The 17,338-nt window shown below is 62.6% G+C and carries 18 protein-coding genes; 11 read left to right on the top strand and 7 right to left on the bottom strand.

Annotated elements, in window-relative coordinates; genetic code table 11:
* Positions 1 to 2: 2 nt before the first annotated feature.
* Positions 3 to 521: a pilus assembly protein gene (locus tag KF794_03995; GenBank protein QYK45864.1), complete on the bottom strand. Its 519-nt coding sequence runs from the start codon at positions 519 to 521 to the stop codon at positions 3 to 5.
* Positions 522 to 709: 188 nt separating this feature from the next.
* On the opposite strand from KF794_03995, the gene KF794_04000 reads away from it, so the two are divergent.
* A complete protein-coding gene (locus KF794_04000; protein ID QYK45865.1) occupies positions 710 to 2,056 on the top strand; it encodes a glutamate--tRNA ligase in 1,347 nt (448 codons plus the stop codon).
* Between the two features lie 6 nt (positions 2,057 to 2,062).
* Here the strand turns inward: KF794_04000 and KF794_04005 are convergent, their stop codons facing one another.
* The 5 genes from KF794_04005 to KF794_04025 form a co-directional block, all read right to left on the bottom strand.
* Complete coding sequence (locus tag KF794_04005; protein QYK45866.1) at positions 2,063 to 3,286, bottom strand: DUF2865 domain-containing protein; 1,224 nt, start codon at positions 3,284 to 3,286, stop codon at positions 2,063 to 2,065.
* 84 nt (positions 3,287 to 3,370) lie between these two features.
* Positions 3,371 to 4,012 (bottom strand): FMN-binding negative transcriptional regulator, encoded by a 642-nt coding sequence (locus tag KF794_04010; GenBank protein QYK45867.1) that lies wholly within the window; start codon positions 4,010 to 4,012, stop codon positions 3,371 to 3,373.
* Between the two features lie 51 nt (positions 4,013 to 4,063).
* Complete coding sequence (locus KF794_04015) at positions 4,064 to 4,705, bottom strand: class I SAM-dependent methyltransferase (GenBank protein ID QYK45868.1); 642 nt, start codon at positions 4,703 to 4,705, stop codon at positions 4,064 to 4,066.
* Complete coding sequence (locus KF794_04020; GenBank protein QYK45869.1) at positions 4,702 to 5,940, bottom strand: DUF3419 family protein; 1,239 nt, start codon at positions 5,938 to 5,940, stop codon at positions 4,702 to 4,704. Before KF794_04020 ends, KF794_04015 begins: the two co-directional genes overlap by 4 nt.
* Before the next feature lie 63 nt (positions 5,941 to 6,003).
* Complete coding sequence (locus KF794_04025) at positions 6,004 to 6,483, bottom strand: MarR family transcriptional regulator (GenBank protein QYK45870.1); 480 nt, start codon at positions 6,481 to 6,483, stop codon at positions 6,004 to 6,006.
* A gap of 104 nt (positions 6,484 to 6,587) precedes the next feature.
* Between KF794_04025 and hmgA the strand changes: the two genes are divergently transcribed.
* The 7 genes from hmgA (at position 6,588) to KF794_04060 (ending at position 13,023) form a co-directional block, all read left to right on the top strand.
* A complete protein-coding gene (gene hmgA, locus KF794_04030) occupies positions 6,588 to 7,961 on the top strand; it encodes a homogentisate 1,2-dioxygenase (GenBank protein ID QYK45871.1) in 1,374 nt (457 codons plus the stop codon).
* 14 nt (positions 7,962 to 7,975) lie between these two features.
* Positions 7,976 to 8,923, top strand: a complete 948-nt coding sequence (locus tag KF794_04035; GenBank protein QYK45872.1) for an MBL fold metallo-hydrolase — start codon at positions 7,976 to 7,978, stop codon at positions 8,921 to 8,923.
* Positions 8,920 to 9,381 (top strand): hypothetical protein, encoded by a 462-nt coding sequence (locus KF794_04040; GenBank protein ID QYK45873.1) that lies wholly within the window; start codon positions 8,920 to 8,922, stop codon positions 9,379 to 9,381. Before KF794_04035 ends, KF794_04040 begins: the two co-directional genes overlap by 4 nt.
* Positions 9,382 to 9,539: 158 nt before the next feature.
* Entirely contained in the window at positions 9,540 to 10,007 is a 468-nt protein-coding gene (locus tag KF794_04045; GenBank protein QYK45874.1) for a hypothetical protein, read from the top strand.
* Between the two features lie 40 nt (positions 10,008 to 10,047).
* The gene (locus KF794_04050; GenBank protein ID QYK45875.1) at positions 10,048 to 11,652 is read left to right on the top strand and encodes an FAD-dependent oxidoreductase; all 1,605 of its coding nucleotides are present in this window, start codon (positions 10,048 to 10,050) and stop codon (positions 11,650 to 11,652) included.
* 12 nt (positions 11,653 to 11,664) lie between these two features.
* Positions 11,665 to 11,859: a DUF2783 domain-containing protein gene (locus KF794_04055; GenBank protein ID QYK45876.1), complete on the top strand. Its 195-nt coding sequence runs from the start codon at positions 11,665 to 11,667 to the stop codon at positions 11,857 to 11,859.
* 303 nt (positions 11,860 to 12,162) lie between these two features.
* Positions 12,163 to 13,023, top strand: coding sequence for a TorF family putative porin (locus KF794_04060; GenBank protein ID QYK45877.1), 861 nt, complete (start codon positions 12,163 to 12,165; stop codon positions 13,021 to 13,023).
* A 136-nt stretch (positions 13,024 to 13,159) separates the two neighbouring features.
* Here the strand turns inward: KF794_04060 and KF794_04065 are convergent, their stop codons facing one another.
* Positions 13,160 to 13,465 (bottom strand): hypothetical protein, encoded by a 306-nt coding sequence (locus tag KF794_04065; GenBank protein ID QYK45878.1) that lies wholly within the window; start codon positions 13,463 to 13,465, stop codon positions 13,160 to 13,162.
* Between the two features lie 363 nt (positions 13,466 to 13,828).
* On the opposite strand from KF794_04065, the gene cysS reads away from it, so the two are divergent.
* The 3 genes from cysS (at position 13,829) to cimA (ending at position 17,331) form a co-directional block, all read left to right on the top strand.
* Positions 13,829 to 15,244, top strand: coding sequence for a cysteine--tRNA ligase (gene cysS, locus KF794_04070; GenBank protein QYK45879.1), 1,416 nt, complete (start codon positions 13,829 to 13,831; stop codon positions 15,242 to 15,244).
* Entirely contained in the window at positions 15,241 to 15,456 is a 216-nt protein-coding gene (locus tag KF794_04075; GenBank protein QYK45880.1) for a hypothetical protein, read from the top strand. The genes cysS and KF794_04075 overlap by 4 nt, the downstream gene beginning before the upstream one ends.
* Positions 15,457 to 15,735: 279 nt before the next feature.
* Positions 15,736 to 17,331 (top strand): citramalate synthase, encoded by a 1,596-nt coding sequence (cimA, locus tag KF794_04080; protein QYK46585.1) that lies wholly within the window; start codon positions 15,736 to 15,738, stop codon positions 17,329 to 17,331.
* Positions 17,332 to 17,338: the final 7 nt, after the last annotated feature.

Raw genomic sequence — 17,338 nt, forward strand, 5'->3', positions numbered from 1 at the left:
TGTCAGTAGCCGCCCCGCCGGACGACAGCGCTTCGAGAGATCGTTTTGGGAGGCATGGGGATCAGGCCTTCAAACGCAAAAACGATGGATCGCGAAGCGTCGTACACAATGGACACGTTGAAGAGGTTGGGGTCGCTGGCGGAGGTGTTCGCCTCTACGCTGAGATATTGCGGATCGAGCAGCGGATAGCTGCCGACGATCGCCTTCACATGGTTCTGCGCGAGTTCGGCGCGCTCGGCGGCGGTGATGCCCTGCACGGTCGCGCGCGCTGCTTCCGCCGCGATCTGCTGCACGCTGTGCACGGTGCCGAAGTAGATCGCGAAGATCAGGATGCCAAGTAGCACGATGAAAAAGAGCGGCCCGACGATGGCGAACTCGATGGCCGAGACCCCGGAGCGGTCCCGCAGCAGGCGCGGCACGAGCCGCATACGCCACGCCGGGCGCCGCCAAGGTAGCGCGCAGAAATTCCTGATGGAGAAGCTGATCTTTCCCGAAGCGCGCACGTCCGGCACCTGAAGCATGAACTTCTGTTCGTGCAGACCATACCGGCCGCGGCTATCGTTCTGGTTAAGTGATACGATAATCTCTACCTATGCGTGTATTAAGCCGCCGGTAGCCATGGCCCGTATCCCTGCATAGTGGCGGGCCGCGCCGCCCCCGGCTAAGCCTTCGCCGCAGCTTCGATTCCGGAAAATCCAGACAAGATCCGATGTCCCGACCCGTCGTCCGCTTCGCGCCGTCCCCGACCGGCCTGATCCATCTGGGCAATGCCCGCACGGCCTTGCTGAACGCGCTCTATGCCCGGCGCGAGGGCGGTACGTTCATCCTGCGCCTCGACGATACCGACCGCGCGCGCGCTGAGGAGCGCTTCGCGCAGGCCATCGGAATCGACCTCGCATGGCTTGGCATCAATCCGGACAAGATCGAAAAACAGTCCGCGCGCATCGCGCGCTACGAGGCGGCGTCGGAGAAGCTGCGCGCCGCCGGCCGCCTCTATCCCTGTTACGAGACCGAAGAAGAACTGGACCGCAAGCGCAAGCGCCAGTTAGGGCGCGGCCTGCCGCCGGTCTACGACCGCGCCGCGCTCGCGCTTACAGATGAGGAACGCGACAAGCTGGAGAGTGAAGGCCGCAAGCCTTACTGGCGCTTCAAGCTCGAACATCGCGTCGTGTCGTGGGACGATCTGGTGCGCGGAAAAATCTCGGTCGATACCGCCTCGCTGTCCGATCCTGTGGTGAGCCGCGCCGACGGCACCTGGCTCTATTCGTTGGCGTCGGTGGTCGATGACATCGACATGAATGTCACCCACGTCATTCGCGGCGAGGACCACATCACGAATACGGCGGCGCAGCTCGATATGTTCGCGGCCCTCGGCGGCAGCGCGCCCGCCTTCGCGCATCACAACCTGCTCACGTTGCCGGGCGGCGAGGGGCTTTCAAAGCGCCTCGGCTCGCTCTCGCTGCAATCGCTCCGCGAAGCGGGGCAGGAGGCGATGGCGGTCGCTGCCGTCGCGGTGCTGATCGGGACTTCCTTTCCGGTCGAGCCGGTGGAAAATCTCGACGCACTCGCCGCGAAAGTGGACTTCTCGAAAATCTCGCACGGCCCCGCGCGCTTCGATCCCGCCGATCTCGATGCGCTGACCGCGAAGACCCTGCACGCCATGCCGTTCGCGAACGCGCAGGCAAGGCTGCAAGAGCAGGACGTGGGCGGCGGCGAGAAATTCTGGCTCGCGGTGCGCGGCAACCTCGCGAAACTATCGGACGCGAAAGAATGGTGGGGCGTTGCGAACGGCACCATCGCACCCGCGATTGCGGAGGAAGACCGCGCTTTCTGCACGAAAGCCCAAACACTGCTTCCGCCTGAGCCGTGGGGTGACGACATCTGGGACAAGTGGCTCGCCGCGCTGAAGGCGGACGGCGAACGCAAGGGCAAGGCGCTGTTTCATCCGCTACGCCTCGCGCTCACCGGCCGCGAGCACGGCCCGGAATTGCGCGCGCTGTTGCCCTTTATCGGTTATGCGAAAGCATCCGCGCGTCTGCGCGGAGAAGCGGGCTGATAAGCGTCAGCGCACCGGGTAGAACTGCGGGCCGACCACGCGCACGCGGCGCTTCTGGTTCGGGTTGGCGGGCTGTTGCGTCTGCTGCTGCTCGTTCTGCGTCTGCGGATTTTCCTGCGACGGCGGCGTCTCGAACTGGCTCTGGTTCGGAGAGAACAGCGGGCTGAGGTTTTTCTGCGGATTGGCTTTCGTCTGGTTCTGCTGCGGCAGCGTCTTCGGCTGCGACAGCCGCTTCGACTGCTGCTCGGTGACGATGATGTCGCCGCGCTGGATGGTCTGGTCCTGTCCGAGCGCGTCGGCCCAGCTCTGGCCCGGCCCGCGGCAGGAGCACGACGGGTTGAACTCGTTACGGTACTTGAAGGCGTTCGGAAGCTGCGCGTAGCTTTGCCCGCCGAGCGACTGCGCCTGCTGAATGTCCTGACCCGGATTGCCGTAATAGAACAGCGCGACATCCGCCGCCGGGCACTGGCGCTTGCACAACGCCTCGTCGTCGCCGAAGCGCGCCTGCGTGGTGGCGAAGCTGATCGGGAAGTAGAAACCGTCGCACATGCGGACGCAGACGGTGCGGTAGCCGCCGCCTTCCTGCATCGTGTTCGGATTCACGTCAGGACTTTCGTCGTTGTTGCCGAACAGTTGTTCGAGGAACCCGCGCGGACGCTGCGGCTGGATTTGCACGTTACGGTATTGCGGGCCGCAGTTGTTCTGCGCGAGCGAGGCGAGGATCTGGCGGCGCTGGAGATCGCGCGTGTAATTGCCGTCCGAATTGGAGCCGCGCACCTGCGAAAGCTCGGCCTGCATGCGGTCGAGGTTGGAGCGCATCCGGTCGATCTGCGGCTCCAGCGCGTTGCATTGTTCCGGGCGATTGCCGCCGCCGAAGATGAAGAAGCCGCGGCGGTCGCAGCCGAGGCGGCGCGACTGCGCGATGGCCTGATCGAGTTCCTGCCGCTGGCGGATGATCGCGTCTTCGTAGCGGCTCACCACGTCAGGATTGCCGCCGCTGTTGCTGTTGAGTTGCTGGAGCGAGGACTCCAGCCGCGCACAGACCGGGTTCGCGTTAGCCGGCGGCGGGTATTGCTGTGTGCGCGGCGGAAACTGTTGCTGGAACGGCGGAGGCGGCGGCCCCGGAGGCGCGTTCGGAATATTGCCCGGCGGCAACGGCTGCGAGACCACGGCACCCGTCAGGGCCACCAGGGTCGCAAGCACAAGGCCGATACGCCGCTCAGGGGTCATTTATGCCGCCGTTTTACGCAGGATTCGCTGCTAAAGCACAGAATAACGTGACCGAAAGATGGTGGCTAACCGGCCGTGCGCCCTTCAGCCGGGCTGGCGGGCTTTCATGGCGGCGGCAACCGCCTGGTCCGCGGGATTTCCGGAACCGCCGAGCGCTTCCATCACGCTCTTTTGGTCAGCGGGCGTGCGGTTCTGGCTGAGCTTCGCCTTGCCCTCGACGCTCTCGATCACGAGGCGGACGCCGACGATTCCTTTCAGTTGCCGCGCAATGAAATCTTCCGGCGCGTCCGCGACTTCCCACGGATGTTCGAATCGCCCCTCGAAGCGCCGGGTGATTTTTTCGACGTTCTCGCGCAGCGTCTCCGCGTCTTCGAAGATTTCGAGGCGGCCGCGCGCGGCGATCAACGAGTAGTTCCAGGTCGGAACTACCTTGCCGTGCTCCTGCTTGGATGGATACCAGGACGGCGAGACATAGGCGTCGTTTCCGTTGAAGAGCGCGAGCGCAGGCACGCCGAGGTTGCTTTCCTTCCACTGCGGATTGCCGCGCGCGAGATGGCCGGTCAGCGTGCCGTGCGCGCCCGCCGCCGCGTCGAACACCAGCGGCAGGTTGCTGACGATCGGTCCCTGTGAGCCGACCGAGATCAGTGTGGCGAGGCCGGACGCCGCCATCTGCGCTTGCAGGGCAGTAGTGTCGGACTCGCGAAAGGCTGGCGGGTTGTAAAGCACGGCAAGGCTCCGGGTTTGCCGGTGCCTTTTAGCATCCTTGCGGCCATATGTTTATGCGCGCAGCACCGCCGATTGCGCATAGCCGCCATAGAGCGGAACGGCTTGCAGGCGCACCGCGTTTGCCGTGGCGAGTTTTTCCAGTACGCCGTCCAGTTCGTCGCGCGGCGTGACGTGGAACAGTGTCAGCCATTTGCGCAGCAGCGCGCGGAAGGCGCGCGGCAGTCGCGCCTGATCGCCAAAATCGACGATGTGCAATTCGCCGCTTTCGTTGAGCAGCGTCAGTGCGTGTTCGATGGCCGCCTGCCACGGCGGGATCATCGAGAGAGTGTAGGAGAAGAACACACGCTCGAACCCGCTTTCGCCGAACAGGGCCAACGGATCGAAGCTCGTGGCGTCGCCTTGCGCGAGACGGATACGATCCTGCAATCCGGCGCGCGCGATGTGCGCGCGGGCGGTGGCCAGCATTTCTTCCGAAACGTCGATGCCGAAAAAGCGCGCGTCCGGGTAGCGGCGCGCGGCAAGGATGAGATTGCGTCCCGTTCCGCAGCCGATTTCGAGCACGCTTTGTCCGGGCGCGGGCGCGAGCTTCGTAATCAGCCGGTCGCGGCCAAGCAGATAAAATTTGCGCGTGGCGTCGTAGATGTGCCGCTGGCCGCGATACATCCGGTCCATCGCTGCGGCGGCTTCGCTCATGCTTTCGGCAGCAGCCGGTAGAGGTGGAAGCCACCATAGATCGCGGAACGGTCGCGCGCCGCGAATACGCGCGAGAGCTCGGCTTCGTAATGCCAATTTGAGAGAATTTCCGGTGCGACGCGTCCGGGCAGCAGGCTCTCCTGCGCGGCGGTACGGAAGATCACGCGCGCGCCGGGCTTCGCGGTGCGCGTGATCTCGCGCCAGAGCGCGTTCAGTTGCGCGTCGGTCATCCAGTCCTGCGCATCGAGCAGGATGTAGCGATCGCGCGAAGCGCCGGGTTGTTGTTCGAGATATTCGGTGAAGGAGCGGTGCTCGATCTCGACGCGCTTCGCGCGCGAGCGGACGATCTCGAAGAAGTCACGGCGCAGATAGGGCGGCAGCGGGCCTTCGCCTTCGGGTGCATAGCCGCGTCCGAACGCCTGCCACGCGAAATAGTTGTCGCGCAGGTCGAAGCCGCAGGAGAGGCGCTCCAGCCGCTCGTAAACGACCGCCGCGACGTTTCCGCCGCCGGCTGCCGCGAGCGCTTCGTATTGCGCCGGCGGAATGCCGAGACCGAACAGCGAATAGCGTTGTGCAAAGGCCCAACGGATCAGGCGGCGGTCGAACAGCGGCGCGAGCGTCTCGGTGAAGAAGTTGCGCTGTTCTTCCAGCGTCTTCGCGCGCAACAGCTTGCGCGGATCGGCGCCGTATGCGCGCGCGACGAGGTGGCCGAAGCCGATGCAACGTCCCAGCAGGCCGTGCCGATAGAAGTTTCGTCCGAAAACTTCGATGCGCCGTTGGCCAATGCCGTAGCGGCGCTTCTCCCAGTATTGCCGCGTGGTTTCGTCGAGATGAGGCCGCAGCGTTTGCCAGTAGGCATCTGCGTTGGCGAGGTCGTTGGCGTTGCCGAAGAAGCGGTAGAACGAATGCCAGTCGGGCAGGTTGCCCGCCGCCGCGACCTTCAGCCGGTTCAGCGCGATATGCGCCGGATTGAGGTCGAGCGCAGTGATCTTCTTCGGGTCTGCCGTCAGGTAGGAGAGGACGTTGCAGCCGCCGGACGCAATCGTCACGACATGACAGTCCGGCGTGATCGCCAGCGCCGCCATGTCCACTTCCGGGTCTTCCCAGATTTGCGGGTAGACGAGGCCCTCGAACAGCTTGGCGAACAGGCGGTTCGCGAGGTTTCGCGGCGAGAGGGAACGGCCGTAGCCGACCGCGTTCTTCAGTTTGCCGCGCGATTCGCGTTTCGTCGCCACCTGAATCTCCCGCCATTCGAGTCGGCGGCAGTTAGCAACGGGCCAATGTCAGTTTGATTACAGCTAGTCGGGAACTTCGACCGCCGTATCCGCCAGCACCGCCGCGCGCGCGGTGACGGTATCGAGCACGCGCTCGAAGGCGTCGCGGTCTTCCGCCGAGACTTCGCCGAACATGCGGTTCGAGAGCGCCAGCGCCGCAGGGGAGATGGAGCGGTAGACTTCGCTGCCTTCGTCGCTGAGCGAGAGGAAAGCCTCGCGCTTGTCCTCGCGGTTCGCGCGGCGCGTCAGCATTTTCTTTCTTGTCAGGGTCGCCACCGCGCGCGAGACTTTGGTCTTGTGCATATGGCTGCGCGCGCCGATCTGCTTCGCGGTCATGGTGCCGAATTCGCCGAGCTGCGCGATCACGCGCCACTCCGCGATGCCGATGCCGTACTTGGTGGCGTAGGTGCGCGCGGTCGCCTGGCTGACGAGGGCCGCCGCCACCACCAGCCGGTAGGGCAGGAACTTCTCGAGCTGGAGCGCCGAAGGGGCGCGGTTTGACATTGGTTTCATGTGTAACTAAATTGCCATGAATGGCAACGCGCGGCAACCGCGCGCGCAAAATAATCATAACAGACGCGGAGAATTCCGCGCGAGGGAGTAGGCGAATGGCGAGCGATCGCAGAACCGCACCCGTAGAAACGCGCAGCACCGCCGTGCCGCAAAGCGCGATTCTTCCCGGTTACATGTCCGGTTTCGGCAATACCTTCGAGACCGAAGCGCTGCCCGGCGCGCTGCCCATCGGCCGCAACTCGCCGCAGAAGGTGAATTACGGCCTCTATGCCGAGCAGTTGTCCGGCTCCCCGTTCACCGCGCCGCAGGCCACCAACCAGCGCTCATGGCTCTACCGCGTGCGTCCGGGCGTGAAGCACACCGCGCGTTTCACGCGCATCGGGCGCGGCAATATCCGCACCGCGCCGGAGCGCGACGATACCGAAATGCCGATCGGGCAGTTGCGCTGGTCGCCGCTGCCGATCCCGAAGGAGAAGACCACTTTCGTCAACGGCCTTTGCACCATCACGGTCGCGGGCGACTGCGAGTCGATGAACGGTATGGCCGCGCACATGCTGTTCGTGAACGCCTCGATGGAGCGCGAGCATTTCTTCAACGCCGACGGCGAGTTTCTGATCGTCGCGCAGGATGGCGCGCTGCGCTTCCGCACCGAGTTCGGTATCATCGACATCGAGCCGGGCGAAATCTGCATCATCCCGCGCGGCGTGATCTTCCGCGTCGAACTGCTCGGCGGTCCTGCGCGCGCCTATGTTTGCGAAAACTACGGCGGTGCGTTCACGTTGCCCGACCGCGGACCCATCGGCGCGAACTGCCTCGCCAATCCGCGCGACTTCCACACGCCGGTCGCCGCCTACGAGGATATCGAAGCGCCGCATACGCTCTATGTGAAGTGGGGCGGCGAAATGTATAAGACCGAAACCGGCCATTCGCCGCTCGATGTCGCGGCGTGGCACGGCAACTACTATCCCTACAAATACAATCTCCGTTACTTCTCGCCGGTCGGCGCGATCAGCTTCGATCATCCCGATCCGTCGATCTTCACGGTGATGACGTCGCCGTCCGAAACGCCGGGCACCGCCAACATCGACTTCGTGATTTTCCCGGAGCGCTGGGGCGTCGCCGAAAATACGTTCCGGCCGCCGTGGTATCACCGCAACATCATGTCGGAGTTCATGGGCCTCGTGTACGGCGTCTATGACGCGAAGCCCGAAGGTTTCGTCCCCGGCGGCATCAGTCTGCACAACACCATGCTGCCGCACGGCCCCGACGTCGATGCATTCGAGCACAACAGTAATGTCGAGCTGAAGCCCGTGAAGCTCGCGAACACGCTGGCCTTTATGTTCGAAACCCGCTTCCGCCAGCGCGTCACGAAATACGCGGCGACCACGCCCGCGCTGCAGGACAATTACATCGACTGCTGGACCGGGCTGAAAAAACACTTCGATCCGAACCGCCGCGAACCGAAATAAGAAAAGAAAAAGCAATGGCGAATTTCGCGTCCACCGGCGACCTGTCGGAGAAGAAAGTCACGTTCGAGGAGATCGGCCGCGATCTCTACGCCTTCACCGCGGAAGGCGATCCGAATTCCGGCATCATCGTCGGTGACGACGGCGTCATGGTGATCGACGCGCAGGCGACGCCGGTGATGGCAAAGGATGTCATCGCCCGCGTGAGGCAGGTCACCGACAAGCCGATCACGCATGTCCTGCTCACGCATTATCACGCGGTGCGCGTGCTGGGCGCTTCCGCCTACAACGCGAAGGCAATCCTCGCGTCCGATGCCACCCGCGGCCTCATCGTCGAGCGCGGGCAACAGGATATGGACTCGGAGATCGGCCGTTTTCCGCGCCTGTTCCGCGCGCAGGAATCCATCCCCGGCCTGACCTGGCCAACGATCACGTTCCCCGATGAAATCACGGTCTGGCTCGGCAACCGCGAGGTGCGGATCAATCATCTCGGCCGCGCGCATACGGCAGGCGATGTCATCGCCTATGTGCCTGATGCCAATGTGGTTTTCTCCGGCGATCTCGTCGAGTACCACTCTGCTTGCTATTGCGGTGACGCGCACCTGAAAGATTGGCCGCGCACGCTCGACAATCTCGCGGCGTACAACGCGGCGGCGCTGGTGCCGGGGCGTGGCGCGGCACTGAAAACTTCGGCGCAGGTGAACGACGGCATCAAGCTCACCCGCGCTTTTCTCGCGGACCTCTATGGCAGCGTCGCGCCGGTCGCGGCGAAGGGCGGTTCGCTGAAAGACGCCTGGACCGCCGCGCGCGCCGCGATGGATGCGAAATATTCGAGCTTCGCGATCTACGAACACTGTATGCCCTTCAACGTCTCGCGCGCCTATGACGAAGCGCGCGGCATCGACCATCCGGTGATCTGGACCGCCGCGCGCGACCGCGAGATGTGGGCGGCATTGCAGGCATGAGAAATCTGTTTCTGGCGCTTCTCATCGTCTTCGCCGCGCGGCCGGCATTTGCGCAATCCACGCCGCCGGTCAGCGATGAACTCGTGAAGCGGATACAGCAAGTGGCGCTCTCCGCGTTGCCGCGCGCGATCTGCGAAGACAGGAAGCCTTGCGCGCCCGCAACCGAAGAAGAAAAGAAAAACCCGCCGCTGACCGTCGAAGAAACGCGGCGCGTGATGAGCAGGGCCGTGTTCAGCGCATTCGGCCAGCACTGCAATGCAGACTGGCAGCGGCGTAATTTCCTGCCGATGATGCGTTACTGGCGCGATACCGTGAAGAAGAACGAGCGGCAGATGGCGTTGATTGCCCTCATTCACGGCATCATGCAGGAGCAGGCGGCAAAAGCCTTCGCCGCCAAAGAGCCGTGCAGCGACGAACTGAAGAAACGCATCGAAGCGCAACTCGACTTCAAATTGTAGCGGGCCTGCGGCGATGCGCTCGGTTCCCGCGACACAAATTCTTCCCAATTTCCGCACTACGAAGCGCGGTTCGCAGCGATTTGCTTTTTTCCCGCTATGGACCGCCCGGTGGCGGCATGAAATGTGGTCGCTGCCGAGCCTGATTCGTGGAGACGACGATGCGTGCCCTGCTGTCCGCCCTGATCTTTGCCGCCGCCGTTACCCCGGTAGTGGCGCAACAAAAGGCGCCGCCGCCTTCAAAGGAAGGCGTCGTGATGCAGGTATTGCAGACCGCACTTTCGAACATCCAGAAAGCGCAATGCGGCGCGACTACCCAGTGCGCGCCTGCCACCGAAGCGGAAAAGAAAAACCCGCCGCTCTCGCTGACGGAAACCAGCTGGTTCATCAGCAATGGCGCCGTGAACGGTCTGGCGGCTTATTGCGGCCTCGACTGGAAGAAGCGGAATTTCGATCCGCTAACCGAGCACCTTCGCAAGACGGTGAAGAAGTCCGATCGCCAGATCGCGCTGATCGGACTCATCAACTCGATCGTGGTCGCGCAGGTGCAGAAAGAATGGACCGACAAGGGTCCGTGCGACGAGAAGACCCGCAAGGGCGTGGACGCCAAGCTCGACTTCAAGCCGTAACCGCCGCTTCGCGCGCGGCGCCCGCCGAGGGTGCGCCGTCATGAGCGCGGGTAACGAAAAGAAATCCGTCTATCAGTTCGGCTATCGCCGCTCGCCCGATCAGGATGCGTCGGCACCGGTGCGCCGTCCGGTCGTGATCGTCGGCGCGGGTCCGGTCGGGCTGACTGCCGCACTCGACCTTGCGAAGCGCTGCATCCCGGCTGTCATTCTCGACGACGCCGACCGCATCGGCGAAGGCTCGCGCGCGATCTGCTTCTCGAAACGCTCGCTCGAAATCATGGACCGGCTCGATCTCGGCGACCGCCTCGTCGAGAAGGGCGTGACCTGGCAACTTGGCAAGGTGTTTCTGGGCGAGAAGCAGGTCTATTCGTTCGATCTGCTGCCCGAACCGGGCCACGGCAAACCGGCCTTCATCAACATCCAGCAGTATTATCTCGAAGGCTATCTGGTCGAGCGCGCGCAGGAATTGCCGCAGATCGACCTGCGCTGGCGCAATCGCGTCACGGGCGTCGAACGCCACAACGATTTCGTGCGTCTCACCATCGAAACGCCGGACGGCGAATACAAACTTGATGCGGACTGGTGTCTCGCCTGTGACGGTGCGCGCTCCAAGGTGCGCGATTGTCTCGGCCTGAAATTCGAAGGGCACACTTTCGAGGAACGTTTCCTCATTGCCGACGTGAAGATGGCGGCGGATTACCCCACCGAGCGCTGGTTCTGGTTCGATCCGCCGTTTCATTCCGGCCAGTCCGCGCTGCTGCATCGTCAGCCCGACAACGTCTGGCGCATCGACCTGCAACTCGGTCCCGACGCCGACCCGGAAACGGAGAAAAAGCCGGAGCGGGTGCTGCCGCGCCTGAAGCGGATGCTCGGTGAGCGCGCCTTCGAGCTGGAATGGGTTTCGGTCTATCGTTTCAACTGCGCACGGCTCGCGCGCTTCGTGCACGGCCGGGTAATTTTTGCGGGTGACAGCGCGCATCAGGTGTCGCCGTTCGGCGCGCGCGGCGCGAATTCCGGGATTCAGGACGCGGAAAACCTGTGCTGGAAACTCGCGCTGGTTATGAAAGGCGAAGCGCCTGCTTCGCTTCTGGAAAGTTATGAGACCGAACGCGGGCAGGCGGCGGACGAGAACATCGGCCACTCGACCCGTTCGACCGATTTCATTGCACCGCGCACCGCTGCCGAGCGCGTATTGCGCAACGCCGTGCTCCAGCTTGCACCGCATGCGAACTTCGCGCGCCGCATGGTCAATTCAGGAAGGCTCTCAGTCGCGAGCCGCTACGATTCCTTGCTCTCGACGGAGGATCGCGAGCACTTTGGCGGCAGCGCGGTGCTTGGTCATCCGGTGCCGGATGCGCCGGTGCTTGCACAAGGCAAGCCTTCGTTCCTGCTCCGCAATCTCGGCGGCGAATTCGAAGTGCTGTACGTGCAAAACGGCGCGCGTCCAGAAGTGCCGGAAGGCGTCAGGCTCACGGTGATCGGCGAAGATCTGATCGACGCGCAGGGTTTATTCGCCACGCGCTTCGATGCAACGCCCGGCGCAACCTATGTCCTTCGTCCCGATCAGCATCTTTGCGCGCGAATGCGCGTGTTCGATGCCGCACGCGTGCGCGCGGCCGTTGTCAAAGCCAGAGGATTGAACTGAAGGAGCGATTCCATGCCCGATCTGAACACTGAATCGCGATTTCCGAATCCCGATGCCGCCTACGAAGCGATGGTCGATGCGCATCGCGACCTGAGCGAAACGGAAAGTGCCGCCTTCAACGCACGTCTTGCGTTGATTCTCGCGAACCATATCGGCGATCTGGCGATTCTCCGCTCCGCGATTGCCCTCGCAAAGCAGGCTTCCTGAGGCGAATTCCGGCGCGTGGCAGGCCGCAACGGAGCTATTCGCGGTCTTTGGCGGGGCTGGGGGTACTTTAGGATGTGTCAATTCTGCAACGCCTACGGAAATCCGTGTTTTCAACCCCCCCCTTTGCATAACGATTAGGCACGTTGCCTAAGCGGTAACGTTGCGAAAACCCCTGCAAATATTGGATTTTGACACTCGAAATACGGGGTACGGCTTGCCCGGGGATTACTTGACCCATCTCCGGCCGGACCAAGAGCCAGGCAGTCAATGAGAATTCGGGGTCACACGATGAGGGGTAACAAGATGAAGAAAATCCTGGGAACCGGCGTAGCGCTTGCGCTCCTGACCGGCGCTGCTGTGGCGGCGGACATTCCGGTGAAGGCGCCGATCCTGAAGGCGGCTCCGGCTCCGGTTTGGGACGTTGCGATCGGCGGCTGGATTGGATCCGACTACAACTTCCGCGGCATCTCGCAGTCGGACCGTAGCCCGACCGGCGGTGCCTATTTCGAAGTGCAGTACAACGGCGTTGTCGGCCAGCTTTACGCTGGTGTCGCCGGCAGCGGCGTCGACCTGAGCGGCGACGTCGGCCTTTCCGATCCCGCATCGGAAATCGACTTCTACGCCGGCTGGCGTAACACCTGGGGCAAGTTCTCGCTCGACGTCGGTTACTGGTACTACTGGTATCCGCAAGAGACCTTCAACACCGACTTCCAGGAAGTCTACGTGAAGGCCGCTTATGCGGTTACTCCGGACCTGACCTTCGGCGTGAACCTGTTCTACACTCCGGACCTCCTGAACCAGAGCCTGTTCGCTGGTACGGATGTCGACGCCCTCTACACCTCGGCCACCCTGAAGTGGGTCACGCCGTGGACGTCGGGCAACTGGGGTTCGTTCATCTCCGGTGAAGTCGGCTACTGGGACATCAACTTCGTGCCGGGCTTCCACCTGGTCGATCCGTCCTACACCTACTGGAACGCTGGCTTCGCGCTGACCTACAAGGCGATCACCATCGACTTCCGTTATCACGACACCGATCACAGCACCGCTTCGTGTGCCGCTGTCCTCGGCATCCCGGGCGCTACGAACCGCGCTTCGCAGACCTACTGCTCGGAAGCCTTCATCGTGAAGGTGTCGTTCGACACGCTGCTCTCGAAGGTGAAGTAAGACTTCTCCGAAAGAGATTTGAGTTAGCGGGCGGTGCCAAAAGCACCGCCCGTTTTCTTTTGGCTCGCATTCGCGTGCGCGCAAATAAAAAGGCCGGACTAAGCCGGCCTCGACCTTTCTGGATGCTGGCGCAGTTTTAGCGCGTGCAGGTGATGGCAACCTGCTCGGGACAGTTCTTGCCTTCGCATACGCTGGCTTTCATGCCCGCCGGGACGGTGCCGGTGATTTCGGTCGGGTCCATGCGGCCGAAGTCCACGGCTTTCACATACTGATGGGACTGGCACAGCGCCGTCGCCATGGCCTGGCCGCAGGATTCGCCGCGCGAGAGGCAGCGGTCGATGCCGTAGCCCTCGGAACTGTCGAGCACGAAGGTGCGCGTTTCCGCATGCGCGGCGGTCGCGCAGGCGAGCAGGCATGCGGCAAAGGCGGTCTGGCGTAGCATCGGCGTGAATCCCGTATCCCCCGGAGGCCTCGTGGGTCTCCGCTGCAAAGAGTGCGCCTGTCGGGTTGATGAGCCGTTAACGTTGTTTCCGGGCCGGGGTACGCGCCATGGCCGGACGGGTCAACGCGAAACCGGCTTGTCCAATGCCGCAAGCGGCATGGTGAGTCCGCGCGGCAACACTGGCCAGCCCAACCCCTTGACGGCCCCCCGCCGCGCAAGCATGGTCCCGCCCATGACCACGGCCCACAACGTTTTCTTCGGCATTTGCCGCGAGATTATTCGCTCCTGACAGCAGGCGCGGACGGCCGTTTATTCTCGAAAAACTGAGAGTCGAACGTTCCGGTCCGCGGGACGGAGATTGCTATGGAGCTTCGGCTCTACAATACGCTGACCAAGGAGAAGGAGCCGTTCGCTCCGCTCGATCCCGCGCGCGGGGTCCGCATGTATGTCTGCGGCCCTACGGTCTACGACTTCGCCCATATCGGCAACGCGCGGCCCGTGATCGTGTTCGACGTGCTCTACCGGCTGCTGCGCCACCGCTACGGCGCGGACAAGGTGAAGTATGTCCGCAACATCACGGACGTGGACGACAAGATCAACGCGCGCGCGGCCGAGGAATATCCCGACCTGCCGCTGAACGACGCGATCCGCCTCGTCACCGAGAAGACCGAACGCCAGTTTCATGAAGACGTCGATGCGCTGGGCTGCCTGCGTCCCGACGTGGAGCCGCGCGCGACCGAACACATCGCGCAGATGCGCGACATCATCGAGCGGCTGGTGCAGGGCGGCTTCGCCTATGTCGAGCAGGACCATGTGCTGTTCGAGGTCGGCAAGATGCACGACTACGGCAAGCTCGCGCGCCGCACGCTCGACGAGATGGAAGCAGGCGCGCGCGTCGAGGTCGCACCCTACAAGCGCAACCCGATGGACTTCGTATTGTGGAAGCCGTCGAAACCCGGCGAGCCGGCGTGGCCTTCGCCGTCCGGCATCAAGACGCCGGGCCGCCCCGGCTGGCACATCGAATGCTCCGCGATGTCGTGGAAGCATCTCGGCGAGACCTTCGACATTCACGGCGGCGGTATCGACCTCGTCTTCCCGCATCATGAGAACGAAATCGCGCAGTCGCGTTGCGCATTCCATGCGCCGCTGATGGCGAAGACATGGATGCACAACGGCTTCCTGCAGGTCGAAGGCGAGAAGATGTCGAAGTCGCTCGGGAATTTCGTGACAATCAACGAGTTGCTACGAACCGAGAAATTTGGAGGCAGGAACTGGTCAGGCCAAGTTCTACGGTTTGCCATGCTTCGCACTCACTATCGTTCGCCGATCGATTGGACCGTCGCCGCGCTCGCGGAAAGTGAAAGGGCATTGATGCGACTTAGTAAACGGATCAAACAATTTGATTTTGCTTTGCAAGGTCTCCCGACTCGGGAACGAAATCCATCGTCTACGCCGACGTCAGAAATACTTGAGGCTTTGGCTGACGACTTAAATACGCCGTTAGTGCTCTCAAGAATTCACGATTTAGATAATGACGACGCAATTGATCAAGCGCTTCTTGCGGTTGGAATCGATGTTCGATCTTACGCGAAGTGGGTGCGAGGCGAAGAATCTCAAGTTGATCGAGCAGGCGTCGATGCTTTGATTGCGGCTAGACTTGAAGCGCGCAAATCGAAGAACTTCGCTGAGTCCGACCGCATTCGCGACGAACTGAAAGCCATGGGCGTCGTCATCAAGGACAACAAGGACGGCACCACGACCTGGGAGATCGCGCGATGAATTTCTGGAAAACCAGAAACGGCACGCTGACCATCGTTGCGCTACTCGTAGCGATCGGCGTTGCCGGTGCGTGGCGTATCCAGTCGAAGGCCGATCAGCGCAATGCGCGAGAGACGCAATTCCGCATCGAACGCGATGTGAAAAACTCGATCGACAACGCGACGAAGAACATCAAGCTCTGTCCGCTGTCGCAGCCGGATTGCAACAGGTGATCGCTATGAAACGGAATCGCCACTGCAAATGCCTGAACCGGAATCTGATCTGTTGCGCTCATATGCAATCTATTGAAAACAAAGCGTTTTTCGCTGCGCAGCAAATGCTGAAATCCGGCGCGAAGCGCTTGAATCGTAATCGAAAGGTGAGCCGATGAAGGAACAGGACAAGCCTCCGTTTCCGGAGCACCGCACCTACTATGTCGTGCTGAAATTCGCCGTCATGGCGGCAGCCGCGATCCTCGCACTTTATTACTTCGGCGTATTCGGTAGATGGCTATGACCCGCGAACGGCTCTATTTGTTCGACACCACGCTGCGCGACGGCGCGCAGATGCACGGCGTCGATTTCACCATCGGCGACAAGCTCCGCGTCACGCGGATGCTCGACGAACTGGGCGTCGATTACATCGAGGCGGGCATTCCCGGCGCAAATCCGAGCGATACCGCGCTGTTCTCGGAGGCGCACAATACCAATGCGAAGCTCACCGCTTTCGGCATGACCAAGCGCGCGGGCCGCTCCGTGTCGAACGATCCCGCGCTCAGCGGCACGCTGGCGGCGAAATCCGATGCGGTCTGTCTCGTTGCGAAGTCCTCCGCGTTTCAGGTGCGGGTAGCGCTTGAAATCCAGCCGGAAGAAAACCTCGAAAGCATCCGCGATTCCGTGAAAGCGATTGTCGCTTCCGGCCGCGAGGCGCTGATCGACTGCGAACACTTCTTCGATGGCTACAAGGACAATAAGGAATACGCGCTCGCCTGCGCGAAGGCGGCTTACGAATCCGGCGCACGCTGGGTCGTGCTGTGCGACACCAACGGCGGAACGCTGCCGCACGAAGTCGAAACCATCGTCGCGGAAGTGGTGAAGCATATTCCGGGCGACCATGTCGGCATCCATGCGCATAACGACACCGAACAGGCGGTGGCGAACTCGTTCGCAGCCGTGCGTGCGGGCGCGCGCCAGATCCAGGGCACGCTGAATGGCCTCGGCGAGCGCACGGGCAATGCCAACCTGTGCTCGATCATCCCGACGCTGCTGCTGAAGAAAGACTTCGTGGAGAAGTTCGACATCGGCGTAAAGCCGGAGCAACTCACGACGCTCCGCAGTTGCGCGCATACGGTGGATGAAATCCTGAACCGCGCGCCCGACAAATATGCGCCCTATGTCGGCGAGAATGCCTTTGCGACGAAAGCGGGCATCCACGCTTCCGCGATCCTGAAGGACCCGACCACCTACGAGCACGTTTCGCCGGAGTCGGTCGGCAACCGCCGCAAGGTCATGGTGTCCGATCAGGCCGGCAAGTCGAACGTGCTGGCCGAACTGGAGCGCATCGGCATCGCCGCCGACAAGAACGATCCGCGCCTCAGCTATCTTCTGGAGGAAGTGAAGCGCCGTGAGGCGATGGGCTACTCCTACGAGTCCGCCGATGCCTCCTTCGCGCTGCTCGCGCGCCGGATGCTCGGCAAGGTGCCGGAATATTTCGACGTCGAACGCTTCAGCGTGAACGTCGAGCGCCGCTACAATGCGCGCGGCGAACTCGTCACCGTGGCGGAAGCGACCGTGAAGGTGCGCATCGACGGCGAGACCATGATCTCGGCGGGCGAGGGCAACGGCCCGGTGAACGCACTCGACGTCGCGCTCCGGAAAGACCTCGGCAAGTACCAGTCCTATATTTCCGGCCTGAAGCTGACCGACTTCCGCGTTCGTATCCTCGATGGGGGCACCGGCGCGGTGACGCGGGTGCTGATCGAATCCACCGACGAGAATGGCGAGCAGTGGACCACGGTCGGCGTCTCGCCGAACATCATCGACGCCTCGTTTCAGGCGCTGCTCGACTCGATTACGTGGAAACTCCTGAAAAGCAACGCGCCCGCCTGAGCGGCAA

Source organism: Xanthobacteraceae bacterium (assembly GCA_019454205.1).
Lineage (GTDB): Bacteria > Pseudomonadota > Alphaproteobacteria > Rhizobiales > Xanthobacteraceae.

Coding starts and splice junctions, on each gene's coding strand:
- cimA (QYK46585.1), top strand. CDS start 15,736: ATGACCCGCGAACGGCTCTATTTGTTCGACACCACGCTGCGCGACGGC.
- KF794_04015 (QYK45868.1), bottom strand. CDS start 4,705: ATGAGCGAAGCCGCCGCAGCGATGGACCGGATGTATCGCGGCCAGCGG.
- KF794_04045 (QYK45874.1), top strand. CDS start 9,540: ATGCGTGCCCTGCTGTCCGCCCTGATCTTTGCCGCCGCCGTTACCCCG.
- KF794_04065 (QYK45878.1), bottom strand. CDS start 13,465: ATGCTACGCCAGACCGCCTTTGCCGCATGCCTGCTCGCCTGCGCGACC.
- KF794_04060 (QYK45877.1), top strand. CDS start 12,163: ATGAAGAAAATCCTGGGAACCGGCGTAGCGCTTGCGCTCCTGACCGGC.
- KF794_04075 (QYK45880.1), top strand. CDS start 15,241: ATGAATTTCTGGAAAACCAGAAACGGCACGCTGACCATCGTTGCGCTA.
- KF794_04005 (QYK45866.1), bottom strand. CDS start 3,286: ATGACCCCTGAGCGGCGTATCGGCCTTGTGCTTGCGACCCTGGTGGCC.
- hmgA (QYK45871.1), top strand. CDS start 6,588: ATGGCGAGCGATCGCAGAACCGCACCCGTAGAAACGCGCAGCACCGCC.
- KF794_04050 (QYK45875.1), top strand. CDS start 10,048: ATGAGCGCGGGTAACGAAAAGAAATCCGTCTATCAGTTCGGCTATCGC.
- KF794_04040 (QYK45873.1), top strand. CDS start 8,920: ATGAGAAATCTGTTTCTGGCGCTTCTCATCGTCTTCGCCGCGCGGCCG.
- KF794_04025 (QYK45870.1), bottom strand. CDS start 6,483: ATGTCAAACCGCGCCCCTTCGGCGCTCCAGCTCGAGAAGTTCCTGCCC.
- KF794_04035 (QYK45872.1), top strand. CDS start 7,976: ATGGCGAATTTCGCGTCCACCGGCGACCTGTCGGAGAAGAAAGTCACG.
- KF794_04055 (QYK45876.1), top strand. CDS start 11,665: ATGCCCGATCTGAACACTGAATCGCGATTTCCGAATCCCGATGCCGCC.
- cysS (QYK45879.1), top strand. CDS start 13,829: ATGGAGCTTCGGCTCTACAATACGCTGACCAAGGAGAAGGAGCCGTTC.
- KF794_04000 (QYK45865.1), top strand. CDS start 710: ATGTCCCGACCCGTCGTCCGCTTCGCGCCGTCCCCGACCGGCCTGATC.
- KF794_03995 (QYK45864.1), bottom strand. CDS start 521: ATGCTTCAGGTGCCGGACGTGCGCGCTTCGGGAAAGATCAGCTTCTCC.